Below are 26,009 nucleotides of genomic sequence, written 5' to 3' on the forward strand. Positions count from 1 at the left end.
ACGAATGGGGTGGTCGAGGGAATCAACAATAAACTTAAACTAATAAAACGGAGAGGCTATGGCTTTAGAAACTTTCGGAATTTTTGGGTTAGAAGTATGTTATCTTGGCATCTTGTATGTTGATTTAGCATAAAGAGTAACAAAGAGCCTAATATCTTCAGTCTTAATATAAGGAATGGCTCTCCTACCCGTTACTACTTTTGGTTGCCAAGTTTCCACTACTGTCTTAGGAATATAATTTTTTACCCAATTATCTTCATTGTGCCTTAAGTTTTCTAAACGTTAATCAACAATATACAAGTTTTCAAATCCACTTATATTAGACTCTCGTTTAATTTTTAATTGATAGTGCAACCTTGTATATTTAAGATCAACTTCCCCACCCCAATTATCTTTTACCTTGCGATTGACTAACATTTCAACTATAAATTCCATTTCCGTGGCGTAGTCGTCCTCATCATACTGGGCAAAAAGTTCGCTAGGATGTCCTCGTTGCTCGCTAAAAGCCTTCTTCAGAGCCACTTCTGCTAACCGCGCCAACAATTGCAAAGTATCAAATAAATTACTCTTACCAGAAGCATTAACCCCAGCAACTACAGTAAGCGGCGTGAATACCATTTCAAAATTATGAAAGGATTTAAAGCCATGAATTTTAATATAAGTAATCATAGTTTTAGGCGATAGGTAATATTAAAACATTAGCGCGACATTTAACCATACTGGACAATCTTTTTAACTTTCGCCCGATACTGTCCTACTATAATCTAGACATTGGTTTACAGAGGTAGTGCGATTACGCCGATTTTGTCGGGTGCGTTCCCTGCTGCAACGAGGGGGAACGCACCTTACCGATCGATTCCTGAGAGTATAGGGTCTCAGTCTGACAAAACCCATGCACAACAGCTTATCTGGCTGACGACCGGCGGCTGACGACCGGCGGCTAAAAATTAACATTGCAAGAAAACTTAACAATTGGCCAAGAAACTCGATCGAGTAGGTAGAATAGCAAGTAAACCATTTTGTAAACTCCACCCGATTAACTAACTAGAATAGAGATAACCCAGAACGCCTGTGATAGATAAAAGACGCACTACTCGCGATCTCCCCCAAATTAACGAAAGAATCCGCTTTCCCGAAATCCGCGTTATCGATAGCGACGGCTCTCAACTGGGAATTATTACTCCTGCCGAAGCTTTGCGCGTGGCCGAAGAAAAGGAACTTGATCTCGTCCTCGTCAGTGAAACGGCAAGTCCTCCCGTTTGCCGGATTATGGACTATGGCAAGTACAAGTTTGAACAGGAGAAAAAAGCCCGCGAAGCCAAGAAAAAACAGCATACAGCCGATATAAAAGAAGTTAAAATGCGCTATAAAATCGATGAGCATGACTACAACGTGCGAGTCAACCAAGCGCAACGTTTTTTAAAAGCGGGAGATAAGGTAAAAGCGACGATTACCTTCCGAGGTCGGGAAATTCAACACTCTAACCTAGCGGAAGAATTACTGGCTCGCATGGCCAAGGATTTAGAGGATGTAGCTGAGGTACAGCAAGCACCAAAAAAAGAAGGTCGTAACATGATGATGATGTTATCGCCGAAAAAATAACTAACTAATCCAGAAAAAGGGGCTAAGTCCCCTTTTTTGTTCTTCGGAAATCCCGAAAGGAAACCAATAATCTAAAACAAATGTATTATCCGAGAATTAAGTCTCTGGATTGCAATCACAGGCACTCACAGGGGTTAACCTAGGAGCAAAAGACTATTGTGAAGCATAGTCTAAAAATTGATGACCGAGTTTACTGCTATTGAGCGTGAATGCGTGGATGGAGTAAACGCTCCACTGGTTGACCGTTTTTTAAATGTTCTTCGACAATCTGATTGACATCCTCTGGTTTAACACGACAGTACCAAGTTTCTTCAGGAATAATCCTCACCGTGGGGCTAGTGCTACACTGTCCTTGACAACCACTGGTCATAACGATGACATCTTCTGGGAGCGCTGCCGTTTGCCATGCTAAAAGAAGCTCGGACGCACCCTGCACCAAACAGGAAGAATGCTGACAGACCATCACAAATCGCTTTTGGGGATAAGACATATTACCTAAAAAGTTGCAAAATTAGATAGTTCCCTGGGTATATTCTTGGGAGTTGCTTTGGGGAAGCATAGTTTTATTTTGCCCCGAATCCCCGATACTGGCAACACAAAAAAAAGGGGCTGAAAATTAACCATCAATCTTTAAAATAGAATTGGGAGAAAAATTTAGTCAATCAAGAGGGTAAAAGTGGCATTCGCTAGTCATTGGATCATGTTAGGTTTATTATTGGGTTTTGCTGTTGCCCATAGCGGATTAGCCAGTTTACGAATGCGGGGAGAAGCTATCATCGGTGCGCGACTGTATCGGGTATTATTTGCCCTTGTGAGTATTCCTCTAGCAGTAATTTTAGTAGTTTATTTCTTCAATCATCGTTATGATGGTTTGCTTCTCTGGCAAGTACAGGGAGTAACCGGAGTTAAAACCCTAGTTTGGATACTTTCGGCCATTTCTTTTTTCTTTCTCTATCCTGCCACCTTTAACCTGCTGGAGATTGCCGCTATCCAAAAACCCCAGGTTCATCTCTACGAAACCGGCATCCTGCGCGTTACCCGTCATCCCCAGATGGTAGGACAGGTGATCTGGTGTATTGCTCATACCCTCTGGTTAGGGACAAGCTTTACCCTATTAACTTCCCTAGGTTTAATTGCTCATCATCTTTTTGCTGTCTGGCATGGCGATCGCCGGTTAGAGAACCGTTACGGAGAGGCATTTTTAAAGGTCAAAGAACGCACCTCAGTGGTTCCCTTTTTAGCGATTATCGATGGTCGGCAAAGTCTAAAATGGCAAGAATTCCTTCGTCCTGCCTATCTAGGGGTAACAGGGTTTATTTTACTCCTCTGGTGGGCGCATCCTTGGCTAATGCAAGCAACAAGTAAAATTTATTGGTGATTTTGCTCCCAACTCCTTTCCTGTTGATCCCGATTGGTGTAGAATGGCTTCTATATCAAAATAAAGTTTTCATAAAATACGTTTAGACATGATACTATCTGTCAACGAAAAGAGCTTCCCTAAGCTAGTTTTAGAATCTTCCCGTCCGGTTCTCGTGCATTTTTGGGCTCCTTGGTGTGGTTTATGTCGTTTAATCCAACCCACCCTCTTGTCTTGGCAAAATGACTGTCAAGGTGCGATTCAATTAGTCGGTGTCAATGCCGATAATAATTTTAAATTAGCTAATAGTTTTCGTCTGCGTAGTCTGCCTACTTTAATTCTCTTCGATCGAGGTGTTCCGGTTCACCGTCTGGAGGAAATTCACAGTCGCGAGGAATTGCAACAAACCCTGCGACTAATAGTCAAAAATCAAATCCCGCGTTCAGCTTAAGGGAAAGATATCTTTTCTGATGGGTTCTGTGGTTAAAATGTATTCTAAGATACGGTAACGCTGGTGGGTGAGTGGAACGAACCACTCCAGACACAGAGAACACAAAGATCGATCGCTCCTATATCAATTAAACTTATCACACAAAGAATAAGAGAGCCTCTGATGGGACTGGCAGAGATAATATAATAGGACAAAAAGTAGATAATCCCAATTCCTACAACTCCCATAGTTCCCCCAGTTCAAAAAATTAGGAGGCTTAAAAAAATGCCGATTGGTGTGGCTGAATTTGTCGAAAATCAGGAAAATCGCTGTCCTGTGATACTACTACTAGATACCTCTGGTTCAATGGAAGGGGAACCGATTAAGGCTCTCAATGATGGTATCAAAACCTTTCAGGAGGACGTGATGCGGGATATCCAAGCGACGTTGAGCGTAGAAACCGCCATTGTCACCTTTGGTAAGGGAGGGGTTAAAACCGTGCAAGATTTTGTCGGGATTGACCAATTTACGCCACCTACTTTAACCGCAGGAGACTTAACTCCCATGGGAAAAGCGATTGAATTGGCCTTAGATTTAGTCGAAGATCGTAAAGCGATTTATAGAAATAATGGTATCCAATATTATCGCCCCTGGATATTTTTAATTACTGATGGTGCGCCTACGGATCAATGGAATCTGGCAGCGCAACGGGTAAAACAAGCCGAAGCAGAAAATCGGGTTTTATTTTTTTCTGTAGGTGTTCAGGGGGCCGATATGGAGACGCTCAAACAGATTTCTAATAATCCCCCTGTGTTACTCAATGGTTTAGATTTTCGGGATTTATTTCAGTGGTTAAGTAACTCAATGAAACGAGTTTCTGGTGGTAAAATTGGAGAGGCGATCGCTTTACCACCAGTGAATTGGGGACAAATTACCACCTAGAGGACAGTTAATTATGTGGAGAACATTATGTCAGTCGGTGGTCGGTAGTTTTCACGTCCAAACGGGATTACCCTGTCAAGATTATGGTGATTATAAGGTATTGGGTCAGGATGTTTTGATTGGAGCCGTGGCTGATGGGGCTGGTAGTGCCAAATATTCGGATTTAGGGGCGAAAATAACAGTTAAAGCAGCGCTGCAATTTTTAGAGGATAAGCTCAAAAAAACAGCATTAGCTGCCACTGGAACTGAAGCGGAATTAAAGGAAATATTCCGGCGACTGTTGGCTTATGTTCAGCAAATTCTCCAAGAAGAAGCCGAAAAAGAACAGTTAGACATTAATGATCTGGCGACAACTTTACTGGTTGTTTTGGTTACTTCAAAACGATTAGCGGCTATGCAGATAGGAGATGGTTTTATTGTGTTCAAACCTCTGAGAGGAAATTATCAGTTATTGTTTCAGCCTGACAAGGGGGAATACATCAATGAAACCACTTTTGTTACTTCTAGTAATGCTTTGGAGGATATGCAAATAAAAGTTTTAACCGAGCCAGTTGCCTTTATTTGTGTGGCGACGGATGGAGTGGAAAAGGTATCGATCGATTATAAAAATTGGCAGCCTTTTCCGCCTTTTTTTCAGCCATTAGAGGAATATTTACAACAGACAGAAACGCCATTGCAAGAAGACCTCAAAGAATTTTTAGAGCGGGAGGATTTAAATAAGTTAACAACCGATGATAAAACCTTACTCCTAGCTTTTTGTTTAAGAAACTGAGGGGTTTAAGAAACCGGGTTTCTCGATCTGGTTCAACCCAACCTATGATAAGACTATGGACTAAGTAAATCATGAAAATTGACGAATTACTCAAAAACAAACGAGAAAAAATTATTGCTATTGCGGCTAAACACGGCGCAAATAACGTGCGAATTTTTGGTTCTGTTGCACGGGGAGAAGCTGACGAAAAAAGCGATATTGATTTATTAATTGATTATTGTAGCGAACGTCGGAGTCCCTGGTTTCCCTTGCCGTTAATTCGAGAACTTGAAGCCTTGTTAGGCTGCAAAGTTGATATTGTTACCGAACAGGGACTTAAAGATAGAATCAGAGAGCGGGTACTAAAAGAAGCAATACCACTATGAGAGATGATAGCGAACGCTTGCGGGATATTTTAGAAGCAATTGAGCGTTTAGAAAAGTATGCTCGACAGGGAAAAACCCTGTTTGAACAACAAGAATTAATTCAAACTTGGATTGTCTATCATTTACAAATTATTGGTGAAGCAGCTAGAGCAACTTCTCAAGAATTTAAAGCAAGACATCCCGAAGTTCCTTGGCGAGATGCCAGCGATCTAAGAAACTTAACTATTCATGAATATTTTCGTATCAATCTAGAGATTATTTGGGATATTGTTGAAAATGACATTCCTCCTCTAAAAGGACAAATCGAAGCTATTTTACAGGAATTGATTTGACGAAACCCAACTCAATTATTAAAAAATGTTGGGTTTCACTATCGTTCAACCCAACCTAGGATAAGATCATTGACTATCATTGCTATCATTTAAATGGTTGAGAATACAATACCACTCTCAAACGGATGTCGTCTATGGCAGATTTAATCGTCCGCAATATCGATGAAGCCATCGTCAAAGCTCTCAAAAAGCGAGCCAGCCAACACGGGATCAGTGCCGAAGCCGAACACCGCCAAATCTTAGAAAAAGCCTTGCTGCAACCGCAACGAAAATCCCTAGCAGAGGTGCTACGCCAGATTCCCAACGTTGGCAACGATTCAGACTTTGATCGCGTTCAAGATGACACAGCCAAACCAGTATTTGATTGATACTAAGTAGGTAGGCGTTAAAAATTATCAGACACCCCCGTTATCAAAGGGGGATTAAAGGCAAAATCCATTTTTAATTTAATTATAACCAGCTACTTATATCTAACTTATTAGAAACGACTAGATAAATTTTTCTGAACAGCACAAATACTCGGAGATTTTTTGATGTCTTTAACTTATCGCTGTCAACTACAGAATCGCTGGATTACACTGACGCAAGAACTGGCGAACAGTGGCGAAGCGAAAGTATGGCACACTAACTTTAATGGGTACTTAGCGAAAATCTACCACAATCCCCATAATGAAAGGGTTGATAAATTACAGTTAATGGTGAGAAATCGTCCCAGTGATCCTAACGCTCATCTTAACCATATTTCCTTCGCTTGGCCCTATTCTATCTTGGAAGATAAACAGGGAAAAGTCGTTGGGTTTTTAATGCCAGAGGTGGTGGGTTCAGAAACATTATTAAAGCTTTGTACGCCCATAATGAGAAGAAAATACAAGTTAGAAACTAATTGGTATTTTCTTCATGTAGTAGCGCGGAATATAGCCGCTATTATCGAAGCAATTCACCTTAAAGGTTATGTTTTGGGAGATATCAAGCTAGAAAATATCTTAGTGAATAATCGGGCGTTGCCTACAATTATTGATACAGATTCATTTCAAGTATCAGATCCCTATAGCGGTAAAATATATCGGTGTTTAGTTGGTTCAGAAGGATTTACACCGGCGGAATTAATCGGAGTGAATATAGCAGATGTAGATCAAACAGAAGTGCATGATCGCTTTCGATTAGGAGTTGTTATTTATTATCTACTATTTGGCGGGCCGCCGTTTCGGGGATTGTGGCAAGGAGGAGGGGATTCCCTGGAACAGTCGGAACTAATTCGACGGGGACTATGGCCTTTTTCTGGAGATAAATTGCTTGTACCTAGTAATACTACCATACCATTAAATATTTTACATCCCGACTTACACGCCTTATTTTTGCGCTGTTTTAATGAGGGACATAAATTCCCCCACAGACGACCGACGGCTAAGGAATGGCGCGGTACTTTGGAAGTTGCATTAAATGAGGTTATACGCTGTGGCAAAGTTGATAATCATTACTACAACCGCAGTTACGGAAAGTGTTATTGGTGTGAGCGATTTAGTGATTTAAATCTTGATATTTTTCCGGGTAAAAGTATCGCTACTGTGACATCTACACCGTCACCTAAAGTATCGCCACCACCTCCCCCAATATCGATTAAATCATCTCCTTCACCTATACCTCCTCAAAGATGGTCGCGTCGTAAAGTTTTAATAACTTTCGGGTTAGTTACAGTAGGGACAGTCGCTAGTAATATTTTCGCTCAGTTGTTTCGTCAGAATCCTACTCCTTCTCCTTCACCTCGTCCTTTAGCTCCTCCATTTACTGAAAACCTACCCAATGGAGTAACACTGGAAATGGTAGGCTTACCAGCAGGTCAATTTCTCATGGGATCTCCTGACAGTGATCCCGATGCTCGCGATAATGAAAAGCCTCAACACCAAGTTAAAGTCAACAGTTTTGCGATCGGGAAATATCCAGTGACTCAGGCACAATATCAAGCGGTAATGGGAACCAATCCCTCTTTTTTTAAAAATAATCCCCAAAATCCGGTAGAAGATGTTAGTTGGAACGATGCCCAAGCTTTTTGTCAGAAATTGAGTCAAATAACCGGCAAAACCTATCGCCTACCGACAGAAGCGGAATGGGAATATGCCTGTCGTGCGGGGACTACTACTCGCTTTTATTTTGGTGATGATGCTAATCAGTTAGGAGATTATGCTTGGTATAAAGGAAATTCTCAGGAGACAACTCATCCTGTGGGCCAGAAAAAGCCCAATGCTTGGGGACTCTATGACATGAGTGGCAATGTTTGGGAGTGGTGCGAGGACAATTGGCACGATAACTATATCGGGGCGCCAAAGGATGGCAGTGCTTGGCTGACAAATGGTAATGATAATCGTTCTCCATTGCGGGGCGGTTCTTGGTTCCTCCTTCCAAATTTCTGCCGTTCTGCTTTCCGCTACGACTACGACTTCCGCCGCGACGTCGACAACGGCCTCGACTTCGGTTTTCGGGTGGTGTGCGGTGCTGGGAGGACTCTGTAACCCTTATTCCCTTTTTACCCTTTTTACCCTTTTTCTCTTTTTCCCGCCTAAGGGCGGGTCGATTTTTTTGAAAAAATTGAGGTAGTGTTAAATTTTGTTAAGGACAATAAAAAATGAAACAGTTATCGGTTGTTAAAAAGCCGTGGGTTGGGTTGAGGAAGGAAACCCAACCCAATGATTTAAAAATGTTGGGTTTCACTATCGTTTGGCCTAACCTACGATCAGACTACGGACGAAAAAGTGAGCGCCGATCTCCTAGGGTGTGTTAATGTTGGTGTAGCCTACCAGCCGACTTTACATGGCGGGTTACTGTAACCTTAAGGATCTCAAGTGTTTTGTCAAGGATAATTTGGGGGATTTTGCTCACCAATGAAACAAGCTATTACAGCGAAGGTTGTTAAAATAACCACCAACAAGGCCGAAAAAATCTTGTTAAATTCTGGTTTTAACAAAAAACAAGCTCAAGTTATCTTAAGCAAAATTACTAATTTTTGTCAACATTGGAAAATTCTTGAAATGTCTTTATTTGGTTCAGTATTAAGGGAAGACTTTCGAGTTGATAGTGATATTGATGTTCTTTATAAGTTTGCTCCCAATCATGGCTGGGATTTGTTTGATATTGTTCAGATGAAAGAAGAATTAGAGGAGATATTCGGACGCAAAGTTGACTTGGTTAATCAAGAGGGACTGAAAAACCCCTATCGTCGTTACGAAATTTTAAAAACTCATCAGCTAATTTATCGTCATGAACAGTCGTGAGGCCGGATATCTTTGGGATATGGTCGAAGCTATTACTAATATCCAAGAATTTATTCAAGATGTTTCTTTGGAAGAATATTCCAAGAGTCTTTTGTTACAAAGTGCTGTGGAAAGACAATTAGAAATTTTAGGAGAAGCATCCCGTAGAATTCCTGAGACTTTTCAACAAAAACACACCAAAATTGATTGGAGGGGAATTATTGGACTCAGAAATATTATTAGCCATCAGTACGATCAGGTTCAACCAGAAATTGTCTGGAATATTATTACAGTAAGACTTTCTCCTTTGCTAGAACAATTGCAGTCTCTATTGCCACCATTGCCCCAATGATAATAATTTAAAAAATTAAGTTAATGGCAGATTATGACTGCTATCCTCTCTGGGGAATCGATCAAATAGGTGAGATAGATTTCTCGGAATTACCCTTTAGCAGTGAACAGTAAACAATTATCGCTTAGAATGAATTGTAAAGGTTACGAAGCAGTAGTTTTTTTTGATGACGAGGCGGGTATCTTTTACGGTGAGGTGGCCAACGTCCGAGATGTTATCACTTTTCAGGGAGAGAGTGTAGCGGAATTGCAGCAAGCTTTTGCTGATTCGGTGGAAGATTACTTAGCTTTTTGTGCCGAGCGCGGGGAAAAGCCAGAAAAACCTTTTTCTGATAGTTTTCTGTCACAGCCACACCCGAAATTACACCAACAAATTTAGCAATAAGTAGGCTGGTTTGAGGAATGAAACCCAACGCCCGATTATGTTACGCTACCGCTAACCCATCCTACAAATAATTGTGGCTCCCTACATATCAGGAGAGGCACTGACTTAAAAATAGAGGCTGAAATAACGCCAATTCGTCAATCAGAATATTTTCATGCTTGGCGGTGCCAACTTTGGCATCGGGACCGCCGACCGCCTCCTGAAATATAAAGTCTCGGTTACAAAACTGACCTCTGAGCAATTCTCACCCCACCATAGAAACAGAAGCCCGTAGGAAAATCAGCCATGAAAGAACACGATGTCGTTATAGTGGGCGGTGGGTTAGCAGGATGCCGCGCCGCCTTAGAAATCAAACGCCTCAACCCGACCATCGATGTTGCTGTCGTTGCCAAAACCCACCCAATTCGTTCCCACTCCGTCGCTGCCCAGGGAGGTATCGCCGCCGCCCTGCAAAACGTTGACCCCAAAGATAATCCCAAGGCCCACGCCTACGATACCGTCAAAGGTTCCGATTTTCTGGCTGACCAGGATGCGGTGGATATCCTCACCCAAGAAGCCCCCGAAGTTATCATCGAATTGGAACATCTAGGCGTGTTATTCTCCCGTCTCGAAGATGGACGCATTGCCCAAAGAGCCTTTGGCGGTCACAGCCATAACCGTGCCTGTTACGCCGCCGATAAAACTGGTCACGCCATGCTGCACGAATTAGTCAGCAATTTAGGCCGTAATCAGGTAAAAATCTACGATGAATGGTACGTTTTACGCCTTATCCTCGAAGAAGGTACGGCCAAAGGGGTGGTTATGTACCAAATCGCCACCGGACAGTTAGAAATCCTTCGGGCAAAAGCAATTATGTTCGGGACCGGGGGCTATGGTCGCGTTTATAACACCACCTCCAACGATTTCGCCTGTACGGGGGACGGTTTAGCATTATCGGCCAAAGCGGGTATTCCCCTAGAAGACATGGAATTTGTCCAATTTCACCCCACGGGACTCTATCCCGTCGGTGTTTTAATCTCGGAAGCGGTCCGGGGTGAAGGTGCTTATTTAATCAATAGCGAAGGTCGTCGTTTTATGGAAGACTACGCCCCCTCGCGCATGGAATTGGCACCCCGGGACATCACTTCCCGGGCCATTACCCTAGAAATTCGCGCCGGCCGGGGGGTAAATCTGGACGGTAGCGCCGGGGGTCCCTTTGTCTATCTGGATTTACGCCATTTAGGCCGGGAAAAAATTATGAGTCGCATTCCCTTCTGTTGGGAGGAGGCCCACCGTCTCGTCGGTGTCGATGCGGTAGAGGAACCGATGCCTGTACGTCCTACGGTTCACTATTGTATGGGCGGCATTCCCGTTAATACCGATGGTCGCGTTCGCTTAAGTGCCGATACCCTCACCGAGGGCTTTTTCTCCGCCGGGGAATGTTCCTGTGTCTCTGTTCACGGGGCTAATCGTTTGGGCAGTAATTCCCTGTTAGAATGTGTGGTCTATGGCAGAAGAACCGGCAAATTGATCGCTAAATACGTCGAAAAACGCGCTTTTCCCGTCTTTAATCCCGATATTTACCTTCAGGATGCCAAAGAGGAAATCACTGCTTTATTGACCAAAAAAGGCACGATTCGCATCGGTCAACTACGTCAGCAATTCCAAGACTGTATGACCCAACATTGCGGCGTTTTTCGCACCGAAGCGACCATGCGCGAGGGAATTAAACAAATCGGCGAATTAAAGCGCAAATACGAGCAGATTTACCTCGATGATAGGGGTGATTGCTGGAATACGGAACTAATCGAGGCCTGGGAATTACAAAGTCTCATGGTGGTGGGGGAAATTATCCTCACCTCTGCCCTCAATCGTCAAGAAAGCCGAGGGGCCCACTCCCGCGAAGATTTTCCCCAACGGGATGACCAAAATTTCCTTCAGCATACCCTCGCCTACTATTCCCCCTCCGGCATCGATATCGACTATATGCCCGTGGTGATTCAGGATTTCACCCCCGTGGAACGTAAGTATTAACCTCTGGTCGGACGGTAAATGTAAAGGAATTTTACAAACTCCTTGGCATTTACCGAGATTTAGTTCTATACTAGATAAAGCAACGCGGGATAGAGCAGTCTGGTAGCTCGTCGGGCTCATAACCCGAAGGTCAGTGGTTCAAATCCGCTTCCCGCCATTACTAATAAAGCCAGTAGTTAACCCCGATTTCCCGTTAGGGAACATCGAACATTACCCTTTCAAGACAGCGATTGGGGTCAATGTAGGATTGGCGAGAATGGAGACAAGTATAATTATCCATGATCAAGATCTGTTCTGCTTTTAAATAGAGCGGAACGTGATAGGCTTCAAACAGTGCCATTTACAAAATGTTTGAAAGAAGTAGCCTGGATTGAAATCGACCAATCTTAAGTTAGAAAACGGGTTTCTCTAAGAAACCCGTTTTCTGGGTTAGATGTGGTATAACAGAAAAGTGGTTATGTCAGAGGAAAAAGATATGCCATCAATTTTTATTTGTTATTCCCACCAAGACAAAGAATGGAGAGACAGACTGTTAAAATTTCTCGAACCTCTGAATGATGAGGAAAAAATAGTCTGGTCAGATCTCGACATACAACCGGGGGATATTTGGGATGAAAAAATTAAAGACAGTTTATCACAAGTAACAATTGCGATGGTATTGGTTAGCCAAGACCTGCTTAATTCTCGTTATGTGAAGAATGAAGAATTACCCCGTCTTTTGAAAAGACGTGAAGAAGAAGGAGTCGTTATAATTCCTATATTTCTTAGACCTTCTACTGTGAAAAGTGTTTCTTTTAAATACACTAATGAAGAGGGAATAGAACAAAGATTTTACTTACATCAATTTCAGTCTCCTAGCAATAATTCTCCCAGCAATCCTCTCTGTGATCTAAAGAAATCAGAATATGAAAAAGTTTTCGTATCCGTTGAGGATAAATTGCGATCGCTGATTGAAGAATCTAAAAAAAAACAGTCTGAACCCTCTAAAAAAGCGGTCCAACCCCTGACCACCTCTGGGTTAGTGGATACGCAACTCCCACCCGTGCGTAGATGGCAAGGACGACGGGAAGAATTGCAAGAACTCCAAACAGCGTTAGGGAATGACCATCTAAGGTTAATCGAGATTACCGCCGCCGGAGGTTATGGTAAAACTGCTCTGGCGAGAAAGTTTACAGATCAATTAACTGCTGATTGGCCGGTATTATGGGTTAATTTTAACCAGCCTTACCCTTTGGCACAGTTCGGACGGTGGTTATTAGAGGAGTTAAAACAAAATTATGATGAAAAATGGAATGATGGGCAATTAATAGACGCAATCAGCAAAGGGTTAACCGCTAAACCCTGTTTATTAGTGTTGAATAATTTGGAAACGGTACTAACTGCCCCAGTAAATTTGGTTTATCAGCAATTCTTGCAAAAATGGTTAAACACAGAAAGCAGCAGTAAGCTGTTGGTCACCAGTCGAGAACAGCTAGAATTCCCCGTCAATTTGCAAGATTATTATTATTCTTGGCCTTTAAAAGGGTTAAAAGAAGCGGATGCGATGCGTTATGTCACCGAAGATCACGGCTTAACGGGAAGCGATGAAGAATTAGCCCAATTTGTCGATAAAATGGGAGGTCATCCCCTCTTAATGGAACTGGTTTGTAGTTTGATGAAAGATAAGTTTGGGAAAGGGGTTTCTATCACCGAGTCGCAAAATTTAGGCTTAAATCTGTTTGAGGTGGAAGGGTATCACCGCGATACAGAAACCTGTGTCAGAGAAGTTATTACGGCCAGTTTAGCGCGATTATCGAAAGAGTTTAGGGAGAGTTTAACGCGGTTATCAGTATTGCGCGAGAGTTTTGATTTAGGGTTAGCGCAGGCATTAACCCCAGAAATAACTGACCAAGATTTACGACATTTTGCTCGTTTATCCTTATTACAAGAATTTCCCCCCGAATACAATGTAAAACGGCGACAGTTTCAGTTTTTGCCTTTAATATCAATGGTGGTGCAAGATCAAGCAAATCCTGAAATATTGCGATCCGCCCATCAATTAGCCTTAGATTATTATTTAGCTCATTTACCTGTCCCTCCCTGGGAATCCTTGGAAGATTTGAAGGAATATTTAGAGGCGTTTCACCATGCAGGGGAATTGGGAGAATGGCAGTTAGCTTACGATATTTTGAATGAGGATCGAGGAGGAGAAGAGAAAAATAAATCGGTTGATATTTTTTTAGATTTACAAGGATTTTATCGTAAGCGAGCAGATTTGTATGAGGAAATTATTGCAGGGAGTCAACGGGAACAAGATTGTTATCGTAACTCGTTAAACCGTCTAGGCCTTTGCTATGATTCCTTGGGGCAGTATGAAAAAGCGATCGCCTATCACCAGCAATCTCTCGAAATCAGTGAAGCAATGGGCGATCAGCAAGAGGTGGCAATTTCTCTCGGGAATTTAGGCAATTGTTATAATTGCTTGGGACAGTATGAAAAAGCGATCGCCTATCACCAGCAATCTCTCGAAATCAGTGAAGAAATCGGCTATCGGCAAGGGGTGGCAATTTCTCTCGCGAATTTAGGCAATTGTTATAATTGCTTGGGACAGTATGAAAAAGCGATCGCCTATCATCAGCAATCTCTCGAAATCAGTGAAGAAATCGGCTATCGGCAAGGGGTGGCAAGTTCTCTCGGTAATTTAGGCAATTGTTATAAGTCCTTGGGGCAGTATGAAAAAGCAATTTTCTATCACCAGAAATGTCACGACATCAGTGAAGCAATGGACGATCGGAAAGGGGTGGCAATTTCTCTCGGGAATTTAGGCAATTGTTATTATGACCTAGTACAGTATGAAAAAGCGATCGACCTCTACCAGCAATATCACGACATCAGTAAAAAAATCAGCTTTCGGCAAGGGGTGGCAATTTCTTTCGGTAATCTAAGCAATTGTTATTTTTCCTTGGGACAGTATGAAAAAGCGATCGCCTATCACCAGCAATCTCTCGACATCAGTGAAGCAATGGGCGATCGGCAAGGGGTAGCATCTTCTCTACATACTATAGGGAGTATATTGCTCAAACTAGAAAACTACAGCGAAGCCGAAAGCAAAATTCAAGCATCCTTAGTAATTTCTCAAGATATTGGTTATAAATATTTAATCGCCTATAGTTTAAGAGTCCTTGCGAAAATTGCCCACCAAACTAATCGCCCTGAACTTGCCCTCAGTCATTGCCAAGAAGCGCTTAAATTATCCCAAGAATTGGGGATTCCCTTGGTTAAAGATTGTGAGGAATTGTTAGGGCAAATTCAGGTTACATTAGAAGGAGATTAGAAATCCTTGATCACCTATACCAACCATGAAAATTAAAGCAATTCTCAAAATTTAACTCTTTATCCAAATAGGAGAAATTTCATGAGTACCACCATCAATCTTAAAATTACGTTTGAATCTCTAACTGAAGCGATTAAATCCCTTGACTTAACGCAAAAACAACAATTATTAGAAATACTAGAACAACAAATTTTTCAAGCAGAAGAAACTTCCTATCAAGACGACGAGGAAACCTTAGCAGAACTTCAACAAGTTCGGGATGAATATCAATCAGGCGACTATGTGACCCTTGAACAATACTTGAGCAAGGATTAAATCACAATGGATTATAGTATTAAAATCTCTAAATCTGTACAAAAACAGATTGATGACTTACCTAATCCCATCAAAAGTCGTATTCTTGAAAAAATCAAAGATTTATCAATAGAACCGCGTCCCTCTGGTGTAGTTAAATTAAAAAATTCTGATTATGAATACCGTTTGCCTGTTGGTGACTATCGAGTTCGCTATGAAATTGATGACCCAAAACAGGCAATACTCATCTTGCAATGTAAACATCGAAGAGATGTCTATCGCTAATAATTTAGAAACATTGCGCTACTTCAAATCCGAATTGGTGTTTCTCGCCGAAATCGCCCACAAAACCAATCGCCCTGAACTTGCCCTCAGCTACTGCCAACAAGCGCTTGAATTATGCCAAGAATTGGGGATTACTTTGGTTAAAGAGTATGAGGAATTGTTAGGGCAAATTCAGGGAAACTTAGGAGATTCAGACAATAACTTAAAGTAAACCTGAGAAAATTTCAGTTTTTATCTATAAAAAACAATGCCTGCCAAAGATATTTTCCATGACTGTGTAAAACACGCCCTAATCAAAGACGGCTGGACAATTACCCATGACCCCCTACGGATTCTTTTAGCAAGAGGTAAAAACCTGTTTGTTGATTTGGGAGCAGAAAGACTATTAGCCGCAGAAAAGGGAACAGAAAAAATAGCCGTTGAAATTAAGAGCTTTACTCGTCCCTCTGATATGAAAGACCTTGAATAAGCAGTTGGTTAATTTGTCGTTTATACCCATCTTTTAAGGCGTTATTATCCCGAATATAAACTATTTTTGGCTGTTAGCGAAAACACCTGCAAAACAGTATTTGAAGAAGAAGCAGGTCAAACCTTAATTGAAGATGGTATTATTGAGTTATTTAGTTTTGATCCCAACCAGGAGGTAATTGTACGATGGCTTCCTTAATTGCCCAATATCGGCAAATTATTGAAAAAACATTCCAAGATTATGCCGACTTCCTCGACACCGATCACCAAATCCAAATCGAATTAGTCCTAGATCAAACCCGCGATCGCTATTTATTGGTTGAAACAGGTTGGCAAAATGGTTATCGAATCTACGGAACCCTATTACATATTGATATTATTGATCAAAAAATTTGGATTCAACACGACGGAACTGAGGATGGTATTGCCGATGAATTAGTAGCTGCGGGAATCCCTCAAAACCAGATTATTTTAGCCTTTAAATCCCCTGAAATTAGACCCTATACAGGCTTTGCTGTCGCTTAACTTTCAAATATGATGGACAATTCTCAAAACCGCAATCACCCACCAAATGAATCACTATTAGAAGAAGATTAGAAACTATTGATAACCCAAGTCAGCCATGAAAATCACCTACTTTCAAGATACGGATACTCTATACCTAGAGTTCAATAACAATCCCATTGTCGAGACTCAAGAAATCAATGAAAATACCTTAGTTGATCTTGATCAGCAGGGGAATATTTGTGCAATCACCTTGGAACACGCCAAAAGCTTAACGGATCTGAATGCTTTTTCCCTCGAAACTATTGTCGCGCCTCAATTAGCTTCAAGTTTATAAGAGTTGTCATAATAAAATTATTCTATAAACCTTGACGTGATATAATATATATGACATTTGGGCGCAGATTCCTTGTGACCCTATAATCGGACAAATTCGTTATTATCAATGACAACAACTTTAATCAATCACATTGAAATTACCCCAGAAACTTGTGGCGGTAAACCGCGCATCGCAGGTCATCGCATCAAAGTCCAAGATGTCGTTATTTGGCACGAACGCCTGGGAATGTCACCCGATGAAATTGTTTATCATTATCCCAGCATTACTTTAGCTGATGTTTACGCGGCCCTTTCTTACTATCACGATCACCTTGAAGAAATTAGACAACAAATCACAGATGATGATACCTTTGCCAAGGAAATGCAAGCTAAAACACCTTCTCTAGTCCAAGAAAAACTAAAAAAAATGAATGGGCAATAAAATTAAATTTCACCTTGATGAAAATGTAAGCTATAGCATTGCTCTTGGATTGCGCCAGCGAGGCCTTGATGTTACTGCCACTCCAGAAGAAAATTTATTGGGGGTATCTGATGAAGTACAATTGCAATTTGCTTTAGCCAATGGTCGCGTGATTTTTACTCAAGATACTGATTTTTTAAGAATCAATCAATCATCTATAACTCATGCAGGAATTGCTTACTGTCCCCAACAAAGTAAATCTATTGGTCAAATAATTCGAGGACTACTCTTAATCTGGGAAATTCTTGAACCCGAAGAAATGTATAATCACATAGAGTTTATATAGAACCGCATGAAAAAGTGAATTAGTATTTGGCAGATCGATAAAAATAATCAAAAAGCTAATTTTGTTACTCTTTACTACGATAAAATTAAGGAGTATAAATAATGCAAACCGTCCAACTTTTTCAACAAGTCAAATTATGTAGAGATGTCCCCGACACTATTTTTTAAAAAGGCGATTAAGGGACGATTCTAGAATTATTACCTCCTAACAAACAACAACCAGAAGCAGGTTATCTCCTAGAAATGTTTGACAATAACGAAACCCTTGACGTGATAGCGGTTCCCGTTTCTTGGATAAGTTCTATTAACTAACGATTAGCAAAAATTCAGGCTATATTAGAAGAAGATTAGAAACTCTTGATAACCCAAGTCAGCTATGAAAATTAAAGCGATTATTCATCCTGCCGAAGAAGGCGGTTATTGGGCAGAAGTTCCAGCCCTTCCAGGTTGCATCACGGAAGGTGATAGCCTAGAAGAAGTCACCCATAACTTAAAAGATGCGATCAAAGGATGGTTAGCTGTTGCCAATGAATCCTATGAAATTAAAAGCTTTATCGGAACATCGGAAGTCGAAGACTTAAAAAATGCGCTGGGCAAATATGTTCTTTATGAAAAAATCATCAAACGTCAACAAATAGAGGCCGAAGTTTCCCAACTCAAAGACTTGAAAGAAAGGACAACGGATCAAATATGAGCTTTGATAGTCACTGTTATGGGTGCAACTGTTGCAGCAATTATCAAATTTGGTTTTCTGACTAAAACTTAAATCATCATTAAAAACTAAGTTGGAACTAGACAAGTTCCAACCAGTAACAAAAAATTGACCTTGAATATTAACGACGGATTGGTGCCATCGCACCGTCGGCGGCGGCGCGAAAAGGTTCCACTGCCTCGCTATAATCGATCGGTAAAATAGCCACCACGTTATCATGAGGACGGGGAATAATTACCCAGGTTTCTAAAGCTGCCCCCTCGGTTTTATTGACGGCTTCAATGCCGGCAGCCATAGCGGTTTTTACCTCCTGTACATCCCCACGAATATTGAGGGTAAAACGGGCGCTTCCTGCCCTTAAATAACCAACAATCGTGATCCGTCCTGCTTTTACCATCGCATCGGCGGCCGCTAGAATACCGGGGAAACCTTTTGTCTCGATCGATCCCACCGCGGGTTGGGCTGTCATAAATTAACTCCTAATAACAAAAATCAGATAAGTTCAATTGATAGAATCCAATCTATTTTCCAGTCTTTAACTATAGTCTAGTTTGGGGCCAATCGCTAGGGAAATTAACTGCGAAAACGGTCTGACTTAGGCGTATGCTGCACTGGTAAAACCGCCAGTACATTTTCTGGAGGATTCGGTACGATGTAATGACTGACCACATTGCCACCAAAAGCGGTCATCGCTGCCGCTAATCCTGCCTCTACTGCCGGTTTAACCTCGGAAATCGGACCGCGAATCGCCACCAAAAATTCGCCCCTTTCCGCTAGATCAAAATAAACTAGGGTGACTCGTCCCCCTTTAACCATGGCATCCGCCGCCGCTAAAACGGGGGGAAAACCCAACGTTTGAATGACTCCGACCGCCTCGGGCATTTTTCCTGATCTCCTGCGAAAGCAACTTTACATTATACCCCGAACCTGTCTTTATATTTTCTTCTGCAAATCCGCGATCGATCGAGCCTGTTTTTTCTCCAAATACTGTTGATGGGACTGATCGGCCAGATAATAATCTCCTGCGGGTTCGATCAAAGTAACGATATCTTGCTGAAACTTTCCCGATAGTTGTAGTTGACGCTTGGAAGCAGTGGCGATTAACTTTTGTTCCGGGGTGTGATAAAAAATAATCGATCGATATTGTTCTCCCCGGTCCGGTCCTTGGCGATTTAACTGAGTCGGATCATGAATTGACCAAAAAACGGCTAATAACGCCTCGTAGCTTATTTCTTGGGGATTATATTCAATTTGTGCCACTTCCGCATGACCGGTAATTCGCGATAACACATCGAGATAACTAGGATTGGGAAAATGTCCCCCCATATAACCCACGGAAGTCGCTAAAACCCCCGATAAACGCCGAAATGCGTCCTCGGTTTTCCAAAAACAGCCGGCCCCAAAGGTAGCTTTTTCGCCGCTATTCATTTCTCCTCACATCCTTGGCAAATTCTACAACTGCTTTTGTAATTGTCTCGCTTAAATTAGCATAAACTTTGGCAAAAGGGGGAGCTTTTTCGGTTAATCCTAGGATATCCGCCGTTACCAACACCTGACCATCACAATCTTCCCCCGCACCGATACCAATCGTCGGGATAGTCAATTTATCGGTAATAGTAGCGGCTAAATTGGCGGGAATATGTTCCAAAACCAGGGCAAATACTCCCGCTTTCTCCAAGGCTAAAGCTTCCTCGATTAATCTTTGTGCATCCGATGGAGTTTTTCCCTGCTGACGGTATCCTAAGCGATGGACTGACTGGGGAGTTAATCCGATATGACCCATAACAGGGATGCCTATCTCGGTTAAACGGCTAATCGTCTCGATCATAGCGGGATAACCTCCCTCTAATTTTACCCCTTGCACTCCCGCTTCCTTTAACATCCTTCCGGCGGAGTGAATTGCCTGACTGACACTTTCCTGATAGCTAAGAAAAGGCAAATCACAGACAACTAAAGCTTGTTTTACCCCACGAGACACGGCCGCTGCGTGGTGAATCATCGCCTCGAGGGTGATCGGTAAAGTGGTAGGATAGCCCAAAGCGGTCATAGCTAAGGAATCACCTACCAAGATAATATCAATTCCTGCCCGATCGAGCAGTCGCGCGATCGGATAATCCCAAGCTGTGAGGGTGACAATCGCGCGTTTTTGCTGTTTCCACTCGATTAATTTGCTGGTGGTGACTGCCATTATTTATTCACTGCGGACAGCTTCGAGGATACGGGAAAAATAGAAACGAGTGCTAGTCATACTCGTCCGTTCGATTTTAAAGCCATTTGCGTTGAGAGCGGCGATAATAGTTTTTTCCTTGTGTTGATAAGCGCGAGTGGTTTTACTCGGACCGGGGAAAAATTGACCAATTTTCTTGAGAATGGTTAATAAACAGGTTTTAGGAGCAAAACTGAGGATTAAACGGGATTGAGCTAGGGATCCCAGGTGTTTAATCATTCCTAATGCTTCTTCTGTGGGATAGTGAATGAGAACATCCAGACAGATGACTGTGTGATATTGGCCGGTTAATGCTTCTAAATCTTGAACGGCAAAGGTGAGTTTACTGGTATCTGCTAACTCTTTGGCTGCTCTTTCCTCGGCTTCTGTCACCATTTTCTCGGAAATATCACTGGCGAAAATAGTTGCGCCCGCTTTAGCAAGGGGAATACTAAGACTACCGACTCCACAACCAGCATCACAGATCGAGAGATTGGGCAAATTGTCATCACTTTCTAACCAACCGATAACGGTATCGATCGTCTGTTGATGACCGATGCGAATATCTTTTTGTACTTTGTTAACTTCGCCATCCCCATAAATCCGGCGCCAGCGATCGAATCCTGTGGCGTTAAAATAGTCCTTGACTATGGCTTTATCGTCTAATGTGTTGGTCATAAGGAAATCTAAACGAGTGGTCTCTGAGCTACGCCGAAGAGCGGAGATGGTTATTAGTTTATCCTACCTTAAAGATCCCAACCGTTGCCGCTGGGCTGATTCCTGAGCAGTCAGGAAAGGACCTGGAGCGATGGCAACTCTGTGGAAAAGCTTAATTTGTTTTCCGCTTCACCGTTAGTTAACCTAAAGTGAATATCATGTAATCGTCCCAAGATCGATTAGTAAGGGTTCCATGTCAATTATTACCCATAGAACTAAGATCGTAGCCACGATCGGCCCTGCCAGTAATTCGCCAGAAGTCCTCAAGCAGATGATCGGTGCGGGGATGAATGTAGCGCGGCTAAACTTTTCCCACGGTAGCTACGAAGATCATGCGAGAGTTGTCAGCCTTTTACGACAAATTTCTCAAGAATTAGACAATCCTATCACTCTCCTGCAAGATTTACAAGGTCCAAAAATTCGCGTCGGTAATCTCCCCAATGGTTCCATTACCATCAACGACGGCGATTATCTCACCCTTGTCCCCATGGATGAGTATCGGGGAGAAGCGAACACCGTTTCGATCGATTATCCCTATCTGGCCGAGGAAGCCAAGTTAGGTGAGCAAATTCTCCTTGATGATGGCTTATTAGAGCTAAAAATCGTTGAAATTAACGGAAAAAACCTAAAATGTCAAGTATTGGAGGGAGGAATTCTCAAGAGTCGCAAGGGAGTTAATCTACCCCGTCTCAATTTGCGCTTACCTTCCATGACCGAAAAAGACAAACAAGACCTAGAATTTGGTCTTTCTCAGGGGGTTGATTGGGTTTCCCTCAGTTTTGTTCGTAAAGGAGAAGATATCAAGGCGATTAAGGCATTTTTAGCCGAGAGAAATCACGCGGATGTGCCAGTGATGGCTAAAATTGAAAAACCGCAAGCGATCGAAAATTTAGAGTCAATTGTCGAGGAATGTGACGGAATTATGGTGGCCCGGGGCGATTTGGGAGTAGAATTAAGTCCCGAAAAAGTCCCCATGTTGCAAAAACGCATTATCAAACTCTGCAACATGAAAACTATTCCCGTCATCACTGCCACCCAGATGTTAGAAAGCATGATTCACAATCCCCGACCGACTCGGGCCGAGGCCAGTGATGTGGCTAATGCAATTATCGATGGAACCGATGCGGTGATGTTATCGGGGGAATCAGCAGTGGGAGATTTTCCCGTCAAAGCTGTGGCTATGTTGGCCAAAATCGCCCATGATGTGGAAGCGGATGTGAAGTTTGATAATGCTCCCCCCAATCAGTCCGATGAAACTCACGCTCTCAGTGAGGCTTTAGTGGCGATCGATCAAACCCTTGATCTCCGTTATATTGTCACTTTTACCACCTCTGGCTACACTTCGCTACTGGCTTCTAAGGAACGACCCTCGGTTCCCGTCATTGCCATGACTCCCAATAAACAAGTCTATCACCGTCTCAATCTAGTCTGGGGTGTGATCCCGATTCTTCTTGATCATCAGGTGTCCGTCTTTGAGGATGTGTTAAAGCAAACCGAATCAATTCTACTTCAGAAAAATCTAGCCCAATCGGGCGATAAAATTCTGATTATGGCGGGAATTCCCATGCAGAAAACTAAAGGCACCAATTTCCTCAAAATTCACAGGATTCCCTAAGTTCTAGGAGTCGGTTGTCAGTATTCTCCTCACTACCCCACTACCCCACTACCCCACTACCCCACTTCCCCACACCCCACACCCCACACCCCAGGAAAAACTTTTTGCCGCAAACCCTAGATACAGATTTCCAGCGGTGGATTGGTTGTGATAGATGTATAAATATCGATCGCTTGCTGTCAATCTTGATGAAAAGACGATATTTTCTGGCTTTTATCGGCTCAATTGTCCTTATTTGCCTATTATCTCCAGACATAAACCTTTTTTCCTCTACTATCGCCACTGCACAAACCCAGACAATTCTAGTTTCTGCCGCCGCTAGTCTCAAAGAGGCCCTAGAAGAAATCAAGCCAGAGTTTGAAAAAGCCCATGGCAACATTAAAGTTAACTATAACTTCGGTGCGTCGGGGGCTTTGCAACAGCAAATTACACAAGGTGCGCCGGCCGATGTTTTCCTCTCGGCTGCCACTAAGCAAATGGACGCTTTAGCAAAAGCTGGTTTAATCGATACAACTACCAGAAGAAACCTGCTCACTAATCGCCTAGTTTTAATCGTTCCCAAGAATTCCGCCCTAAAAATCAGCGATTTTCGTTCCCTGACTAACAGTAATGTCAAAAGAATTGCCGTGGGTGAACCGCGCAGCGTTCCCGTCGGTCAGTACAGTGAAGAAGTTCTGAAAAATATCGGCATTTTAGAGCAAATAAAACCAAAACTGGTCTTTGCCAACTCTGTCCGTAATGTTCTCGCCGCCGTAGAAACTGGTAACGCCGATGCTGGCCTTGTTTACCTCACCGATGCCAAAATTTCCGACCGGGTAAAAGTAGTGGCTACGGCTGCCAATAATCTTCATTCTCCGATTATTTACCCGATAGCTGTGATTAAAGACAGCAAAAACCCGCAAGCTGCCAAGACTTTCGCCCAATATCTCACCAGGGCAGCCGCTAAAAACATTTTTGAAAAATTCGGCTTCGGAATACCCAGATAAACAATGCCAGACTTTTCCCCCCTATGGATATCCCTGAAAACCGCCACCATTGCCCTGATAATTATCTTTTTTCTCGGTATTGCCGCCGCTTATTGGATGTTAGGCTATCGCGGACGATGGAAATCTCTAATCGAGGCAGTTTTCGTCGCGCCTTTAATCTTGCCCCCGACGGTGCTAGGCTTCATTTTACTGCTCCTATTCGGCAAAAACGGACCATTAGGACAGTTATTAGACCTATTTAACTTTCGCGTCGTTTTTACTTGGTATGCCGCCGTTATCACCGCGACGGTGGTAGCTTTTCCCCTGATGTACAAAACCACCCTCGGCGCTTTTGAACAGGTGGATGCCAATCTTTTACAGGTTGCCCGCACCCTGGGGGCATCGGAAGGGAAAATATTCTGGCGCCTACTTTTGCCCCTCTCCTTCCCCGGGGTATTAGCAGGATTAACCCTAGCTTTTGCCCGCGCTTTGGGGGAATTTGGGGCGACTTTGATGTTAGCGGGTAATATTCCGGGGCAAACTCAAACTATCCCGATGGCGATTTTCTTCGCTGTGGAAGCAGGAGCGATGACTGAGGCTTGGATATGGGTGTTTATTATCATATTAATCTCTCTATCGGGAATTGTCGCCGTTAATCTCTGGCAAAGTCAAGGCAAACAGCAATTAGGACGACTGGGAGAAAGCAAACCTAACGAGATGGAGGACTGGCTGCCACCCTGGGAGGGTCGCAATTTTGCCCTTTTAGCAGCTGAAAATCACCTTTATAGGGATAAAATAGGCTTATTTGTCGATATAGAGAAACATTTACCCGGTTTTAACCTCTCAGTCACTTTTAACTGCCAAAATCAGCCATTAGGACTATTAGGGGCTTCAGGTTCGGGAAAAAGCCTGATTTTGCGATCGCTGGCTGGGGTGGAAACGCCCTCAAGGGGTCGTATTGTCTTAAATGGGCGCATTCTCTTCGATTCCGAAAAGGGAATTAATCTCCCCAGTCGTCAGCGTCGCATCGGTTTTGTGGTGCAGAATTATGCTCTTTTTCCCCATCTCACCGTGGCAGAAAATATCGCTTTTAGTCTCCCCAAAAACTTATCTAAAAAAGTTATTAAACAGCAGATTGCCAACCAATTGGAATTAGTGCAGTTACCCGGCATGGAAAACCGTTATCCCCATCAATTATCGGGGGGACAACAGCAACGGGTCGCCATCGCTCGCGCTTTAGCTACTCGTCCAGAAGCTTTATTATTAGATGAGCCTTTTTCTGCCCTTGATACCCATCTACGCGCTCAATTAGAACGTCAGATGATCAAAACTTTAAGTAATTACGATGGCGTGACAATTTTTGTTACCCATAATATGGATGAAGCCTATCGAATATGTGAGAATTTATTAGTTATGGAAAAAGGGCGGGTAATTGCTAATAATTCTAAACAGAAAATTTTTGAGCGACCAGATAGCGTTAGTTTGGCCAAGATTACTGGCTGTAAGAATTTTTCCCGTGCTATTATCATTAATAATCAACAATTGAAAGCCATTGATTGGGATGTTAAATTACACACCATCCCCGGAATTCCCGACTATTTAGCCTATACGGGAATTCGCGCCCATCAAATTATTTTTGGTCGAGATTTAGGCGATATTAATACTTTTCCCTGTTGGTTGGCTAATGCCATTGAAGGACCCCATCGAGTGACTCTCTATCTGAAACTTAATCAACCCTCCAACCACGACCGAGATTTTCATATCCAAGCAGAGTTATATAAGGATAAATGGTTAGAAATTAAGGAGCAAGCTTTGCCTTGGACTGTTACTTTATCTTGCCAGCGTTTATTATTATTAAAATAAACAGAGATTTTGATGCTAAGTAGGTGGGTGTTAAAAATTGTCAGACATCCCCCTTATTAAGCTATCCCTTATAGGGATCTTTCTTAACAATTTTTGCAGTAAGCACTCCAACCCTTATCCTGACTTGATTTCAGTTTTTTCTTTGTCAGTAAGGGTGTCAACAAGGAATATTACAAATTGTTAACCGAG

At 42.5% G+C, this 26,009-nt stretch carries 34 protein-coding genes, 1 tRNA gene and 2 pseudogenes; 29 read left to right on the forward strand and 8 right to left on the reverse strand.

What is annotated here, in order from left to right; translation table 11 throughout:
* The coding region (locus IM485_RS02520) for a transposase (RefSeq protein WP_287741075.1) at positions 1–123 on the forward strand (123 nt) is incomplete at its 5' end.
* Between the two features lie 9 nt (positions 124–132).
* Here the strand turns inward: IM485_RS02520 and IM485_RS02525 are convergent.
* Positions 133–669: pseudogene (locus tag IM485_RS02525) on the reverse strand (AAA family ATPase); the annotation flags it as partial.
* A gap of 402 nt (positions 670–1,071) precedes the next feature.
* Here IM485_RS02525 and infC point away from each other — a divergent pair.
* Positions 1,072–1,602 carry a translation initiation factor IF-3 gene (gene infC / locus IM485_RS02530; protein ID WP_002736104.1) on the forward strand — a complete coding sequence of 177 codons (531 nt, stop codon included), beginning with the start codon at positions 1,072–1,074 and terminating at the stop codon, positions 1,600–1,602.
* 196 nt (positions 1,603–1,798) lie between these two features.
* On the opposite strand, the gene IM485_RS02535 is transcribed toward infC, so the two are convergent.
* On the reverse strand, positions 1,799–2,092 hold the full coding sequence (locus IM485_RS02535) for a (2Fe-2S) ferredoxin domain-containing protein (RefSeq protein ID WP_002753074.1): 294 nt from the start codon (positions 2,090–2,092) through the stop codon (positions 1,799–1,801).
* Positions 2,093–2,278: 186 nt separating this feature from the next.
* On the opposite strand from IM485_RS02535, the gene IM485_RS02540 reads away from it, so the two are divergent.
* The 14 genes from IM485_RS02540 to IM485_RS02600 all read left to right on the forward strand — a co-directional run bounded on the left by IM485_RS02540 (position 2,279) and on the right by IM485_RS02600 (position 11,951).
* Positions 2,279–2,980, forward strand: a complete 702-nt coding sequence (locus tag IM485_RS02540; protein WP_016514591.1) for an NnrU family protein — start codon at positions 2,279–2,281, stop codon at positions 2,978–2,980.
* 88 nt (positions 2,981–3,068) lie between these two features.
* Positions 3,069–3,410: a thioredoxin family protein gene (locus IM485_RS02545; protein ID WP_002737429.1), complete on the forward strand. Its 342-nt coding sequence runs from the start codon at positions 3,069–3,071 to the stop codon at positions 3,408–3,410.
* 264 nt (positions 3,411–3,674) lie between these two features.
* Complete coding sequence (locus IM485_RS02550; protein ID WP_287741044.1) at positions 3,675–4,331, forward strand: vWA domain-containing protein; 657 nt, start codon at positions 3,675–3,677, stop codon at positions 4,329–4,331.
* A 13-nt stretch (positions 4,332–4,344) separates the two neighbouring features.
* On the forward strand, positions 4,345–5,103 hold the full coding sequence (locus tag IM485_RS02555; protein ID WP_287741046.1) for a PP2C family serine/threonine-protein phosphatase: 759 nt from the start codon (positions 4,345–4,347) through the stop codon (positions 5,101–5,103).
* A gap of 71 nt (positions 5,104–5,174) precedes the next feature.
* Positions 5,175–5,468 (forward strand): nucleotidyltransferase family protein, encoded by a 294-nt coding sequence (locus IM485_RS02560; RefSeq protein WP_002770523.1) that lies wholly within the window; start codon positions 5,175–5,177, stop codon positions 5,466–5,468.
* Positions 5,465–5,800, forward strand: coding sequence for a HepT-like ribonuclease domain-containing protein (locus IM485_RS02565; RefSeq protein WP_002783557.1), 336 nt, complete (start codon positions 5,465–5,467; stop codon positions 5,798–5,800). Before IM485_RS02560 ends, IM485_RS02565 begins: the two co-directional genes overlap by 4 nt.
* 134 nt (positions 5,801–5,934) lie before the next feature.
* Positions 5,935–6,168: a FitA-like ribbon-helix-helix domain-containing protein gene (locus IM485_RS02570; RefSeq protein WP_002783562.1), complete on the forward strand. Its 234-nt coding sequence runs from the start codon at positions 5,935–5,937 to the stop codon at positions 6,166–6,168.
* 165 nt (positions 6,169–6,333) lie between these two features.
* Complete coding sequence (locus tag IM485_RS02575; protein ID WP_287741049.1) at positions 6,334–8,307, forward strand: SUMF1/EgtB/PvdO family nonheme iron enzyme; 1,974 nt, start codon at positions 6,334–6,336, stop codon at positions 8,305–8,307.
* 369 nt (positions 8,308–8,676) lie between these two features.
* A complete protein-coding gene (locus tag IM485_RS02580) occupies positions 8,677–9,066 on the forward strand; it encodes a nucleotidyltransferase family protein (protein ID WP_002736777.1) in 390 nt (129 codons plus the stop codon).
* A complete protein-coding gene (locus tag IM485_RS02585) occupies positions 9,053–9,397 on the forward strand; it encodes a HepT-like ribonuclease domain-containing protein (protein ID WP_287727969.1) in 345 nt (114 codons plus the stop codon). The genes IM485_RS02580 and IM485_RS02585 overlap by 14 nt, the downstream gene beginning before the upstream one ends.
* A 23-nt stretch (positions 9,398–9,420) precedes the next feature.
* The gene (locus IM485_RS22900) at positions 9,421–9,510 is read left to right on the forward strand and encodes a hypothetical protein (protein WP_502882154.1); all 90 of its coding nucleotides are present in this window, start codon (positions 9,421–9,423) and stop codon (positions 9,508–9,510) included.
* A gap of 16 nt (positions 9,511–9,526) precedes the next feature.
* A complete protein-coding gene (locus tag IM485_RS02590) occupies positions 9,527–9,775 on the forward strand; it encodes a type II toxin-antitoxin system HicB family antitoxin (RefSeq protein ID WP_008196811.1) in 249 nt (82 codons plus the stop codon).
* A 291-nt stretch (positions 9,776–10,066) separates the two neighbouring features.
* Positions 10,067–11,794 (forward strand): succinate dehydrogenase/fumarate reductase flavoprotein subunit, encoded by a 1,728-nt coding sequence (locus IM485_RS02595; RefSeq protein ID WP_287658437.1) that lies wholly within the window; start codon positions 10,067–10,069, stop codon positions 11,792–11,794.
* An 83-nt stretch (positions 11,795–11,877) separates the two neighbouring features.
* A tRNA-Met gene (locus IM485_RS02600) sits at positions 11,878–11,951 on the forward strand.
* Positions 11,952–11,987: 36 nt separating this feature from the next.
* Here IM485_RS02600 and IM485_RS02605 read toward each other — a convergent pair.
* Positions 11,988–12,134 (reverse strand): TauD/TfdA family dioxygenase, encoded by a 147-nt coding sequence (locus tag IM485_RS02605; RefSeq protein WP_232023605.1) that lies wholly within the window; start codon positions 12,132–12,134, stop codon positions 11,988–11,990.
* Positions 12,135–12,227: 93 nt separating this feature from the next.
* On the opposite strand from IM485_RS02605, the gene IM485_RS02610 reads away from it, so the two are divergent.
* The 10 genes and pseudogenes from IM485_RS02610 to IM485_RS02655 all read left to right on the forward strand — a co-directional run bounded on the left by IM485_RS02610 (position 12,228) and on the right by IM485_RS02655 (position 18,436).
* Complete coding sequence (locus IM485_RS02610) at positions 12,228–15,107, forward strand: tetratricopeptide repeat protein (RefSeq protein ID WP_287741056.1); 2,880 nt, start codon at positions 12,228–12,230, stop codon at positions 15,105–15,107.
* A gap of 81 nt (positions 15,108–15,188) precedes the next feature.
* Positions 15,189–15,422: a hypothetical protein gene (locus tag IM485_RS02615; protein WP_002800859.1), complete on the forward strand. Its 234-nt coding sequence runs from the start codon at positions 15,189–15,191 to the stop codon at positions 15,420–15,422.
* 6 nt (positions 15,423–15,428) lie between these two features.
* A complete protein-coding gene (locus tag IM485_RS02620; protein WP_104397397.1) occupies positions 15,429–15,686 on the forward strand; it encodes a type II toxin-antitoxin system RelE family toxin in 258 nt (85 codons plus the stop codon).
* Complete coding sequence (locus IM485_RS02625; RefSeq protein WP_104397398.1) at positions 15,673–15,897, forward strand: hypothetical protein; 225 nt, start codon at positions 15,673–15,675, stop codon at positions 15,895–15,897. The genes IM485_RS02620 and IM485_RS02625 overlap by 14 nt, the downstream gene beginning before the upstream one ends.
* Positions 15,898–15,933: 36 nt before the next feature.
* Positions 15,934–16,353, forward strand: a pseudogene (locus IM485_RS02630) (XisH family protein).
* The gene (locus tag IM485_RS02635) at positions 16,341–16,679 is read left to right on the forward strand and encodes a XisI protein (RefSeq protein WP_002732833.1); all 339 of its coding nucleotides are present in this window, start codon (positions 16,341–16,343) and stop codon (positions 16,677–16,679) included. The pseudogene IM485_RS02630 and the gene IM485_RS02635 overlap by 13 nt, the downstream one beginning before the upstream one ends.
* Positions 16,680–16,776: 97 nt before the next feature.
* Positions 16,777–16,995: a DUF2283 domain-containing protein gene (locus tag IM485_RS02640; RefSeq protein ID WP_002734335.1), complete on the forward strand. Its 219-nt coding sequence runs from the start codon at positions 16,777–16,779 to the stop codon at positions 16,993–16,995.
* Positions 16,996–17,103: 108 nt separating this feature from the next.
* Positions 17,104–17,418, forward strand: coding sequence for a DUF433 domain-containing protein (locus IM485_RS02645; RefSeq protein WP_002753976.1), 315 nt, complete (start codon positions 17,104–17,106; stop codon positions 17,416–17,418).
* The gene (locus IM485_RS02650; protein ID WP_287741060.1) at positions 17,408–17,743 is read left to right on the forward strand and encodes a DUF5615 family PIN-like protein; all 336 of its coding nucleotides are present in this window, start codon (positions 17,408–17,410) and stop codon (positions 17,741–17,743) included. The genes IM485_RS02645 and IM485_RS02650 overlap by 11 nt, the downstream gene beginning before the upstream one ends.
* A 375-nt stretch (positions 17,744–18,118) precedes the next feature.
* The gene (locus IM485_RS02655; protein ID WP_287741063.1) at positions 18,119–18,436 is read left to right on the forward strand and encodes an element excision factor XisH family protein; all 318 of its coding nucleotides are present in this window, start codon (positions 18,119–18,121) and stop codon (positions 18,434–18,436) included.
* Between the two features lie 139 nt (positions 18,437–18,575).
* On the opposite strand, the gene IM485_RS02660 is transcribed toward IM485_RS02655, so the two are convergent.
* From IM485_RS02660 to bchM, 5 genes are all read right to left on the reverse strand, one after another.
* A complete protein-coding gene (locus IM485_RS02660; RefSeq protein ID WP_002733188.1) occupies positions 18,576–18,923 on the reverse strand; it encodes a carbon dioxide-concentrating mechanism protein CcmK in 348 nt (115 codons plus the stop codon).
* Positions 18,924–19,027: 104 nt separating this feature from the next.
* Positions 19,028–19,336: a carbon dioxide-concentrating mechanism protein CcmK gene (locus tag IM485_RS02665; RefSeq protein WP_002732196.1), complete on the reverse strand. Its 309-nt coding sequence runs from the start codon at positions 19,334–19,336 to the stop codon at positions 19,028–19,030.
* A gap of 51 nt (positions 19,337–19,387) precedes the next feature.
* Positions 19,388–19,882: a peptide-methionine (S)-S-oxide reductase MsrA gene (msrA, locus tag IM485_RS02670; protein WP_287741065.1), complete on the reverse strand. Its 495-nt coding sequence runs from the start codon at positions 19,880–19,882 to the stop codon at positions 19,388–19,390.
* Positions 19,875–20,642: a 3-methyl-2-oxobutanoate hydroxymethyltransferase gene (gene panB, locus IM485_RS02675; protein ID WP_002734057.1), complete on the reverse strand. Its 768-nt coding sequence runs from the start codon at positions 20,640–20,642 to the stop codon at positions 19,875–19,877. Before panB ends, msrA begins: the two co-directional genes overlap by 8 nt.
* Positions 20,643–20,645: 3 nt before the next feature.
* On the reverse strand, positions 20,646–21,338 hold the full coding sequence (gene bchM / locus IM485_RS02680) for a magnesium protoporphyrin IX methyltransferase (protein ID WP_287741067.1): 693 nt from the start codon (positions 21,336–21,338) through the stop codon (positions 20,646–20,648).
* A gap of 232 nt (positions 21,339–21,570) precedes the next feature.
* On the opposite strand from bchM, the gene pyk reads away from it, so the two are divergent.
* The 3 genes from pyk to modB all read left to right on the forward strand — a co-directional run bounded on the left by pyk (position 21,571) and on the right by modB (position 25,820).
* Positions 21,571–22,992 (forward strand): pyruvate kinase, encoded by a 1,422-nt coding sequence (gene pyk / locus IM485_RS02685; protein WP_287741069.1) that lies wholly within the window; start codon positions 21,571–21,573, stop codon positions 22,990–22,992.
* Between the two features lie 188 nt (positions 22,993–23,180).
* A complete protein-coding gene (modA, locus tag IM485_RS02690) occupies positions 23,181–23,978 on the forward strand; it encodes a molybdate ABC transporter substrate-binding protein (protein ID WP_287741077.1) in 798 nt (265 codons plus the stop codon).
* Between the two features lie 3 nt (positions 23,979–23,981).
* The gene (gene modB, locus IM485_RS02695) at positions 23,982–25,820 is read left to right on the forward strand and encodes a molybdate ABC transporter permease subunit (protein WP_287741072.1); all 1,839 of its coding nucleotides are present in this window, start codon (positions 23,982–23,984) and stop codon (positions 25,818–25,820) included.
* Positions 25,821–26,009: the final 189 nt, after the last annotated feature.

The sequence above is a fragment of the Microcystis sp. M169S2 genome, from assembly GCF_020245865.1.
Lineage (GTDB): Bacteria > Cyanobacteriota > Cyanobacteriia > Cyanobacteriales > Microcystaceae > Microcystis > Microcystis ichthyoblabe_A.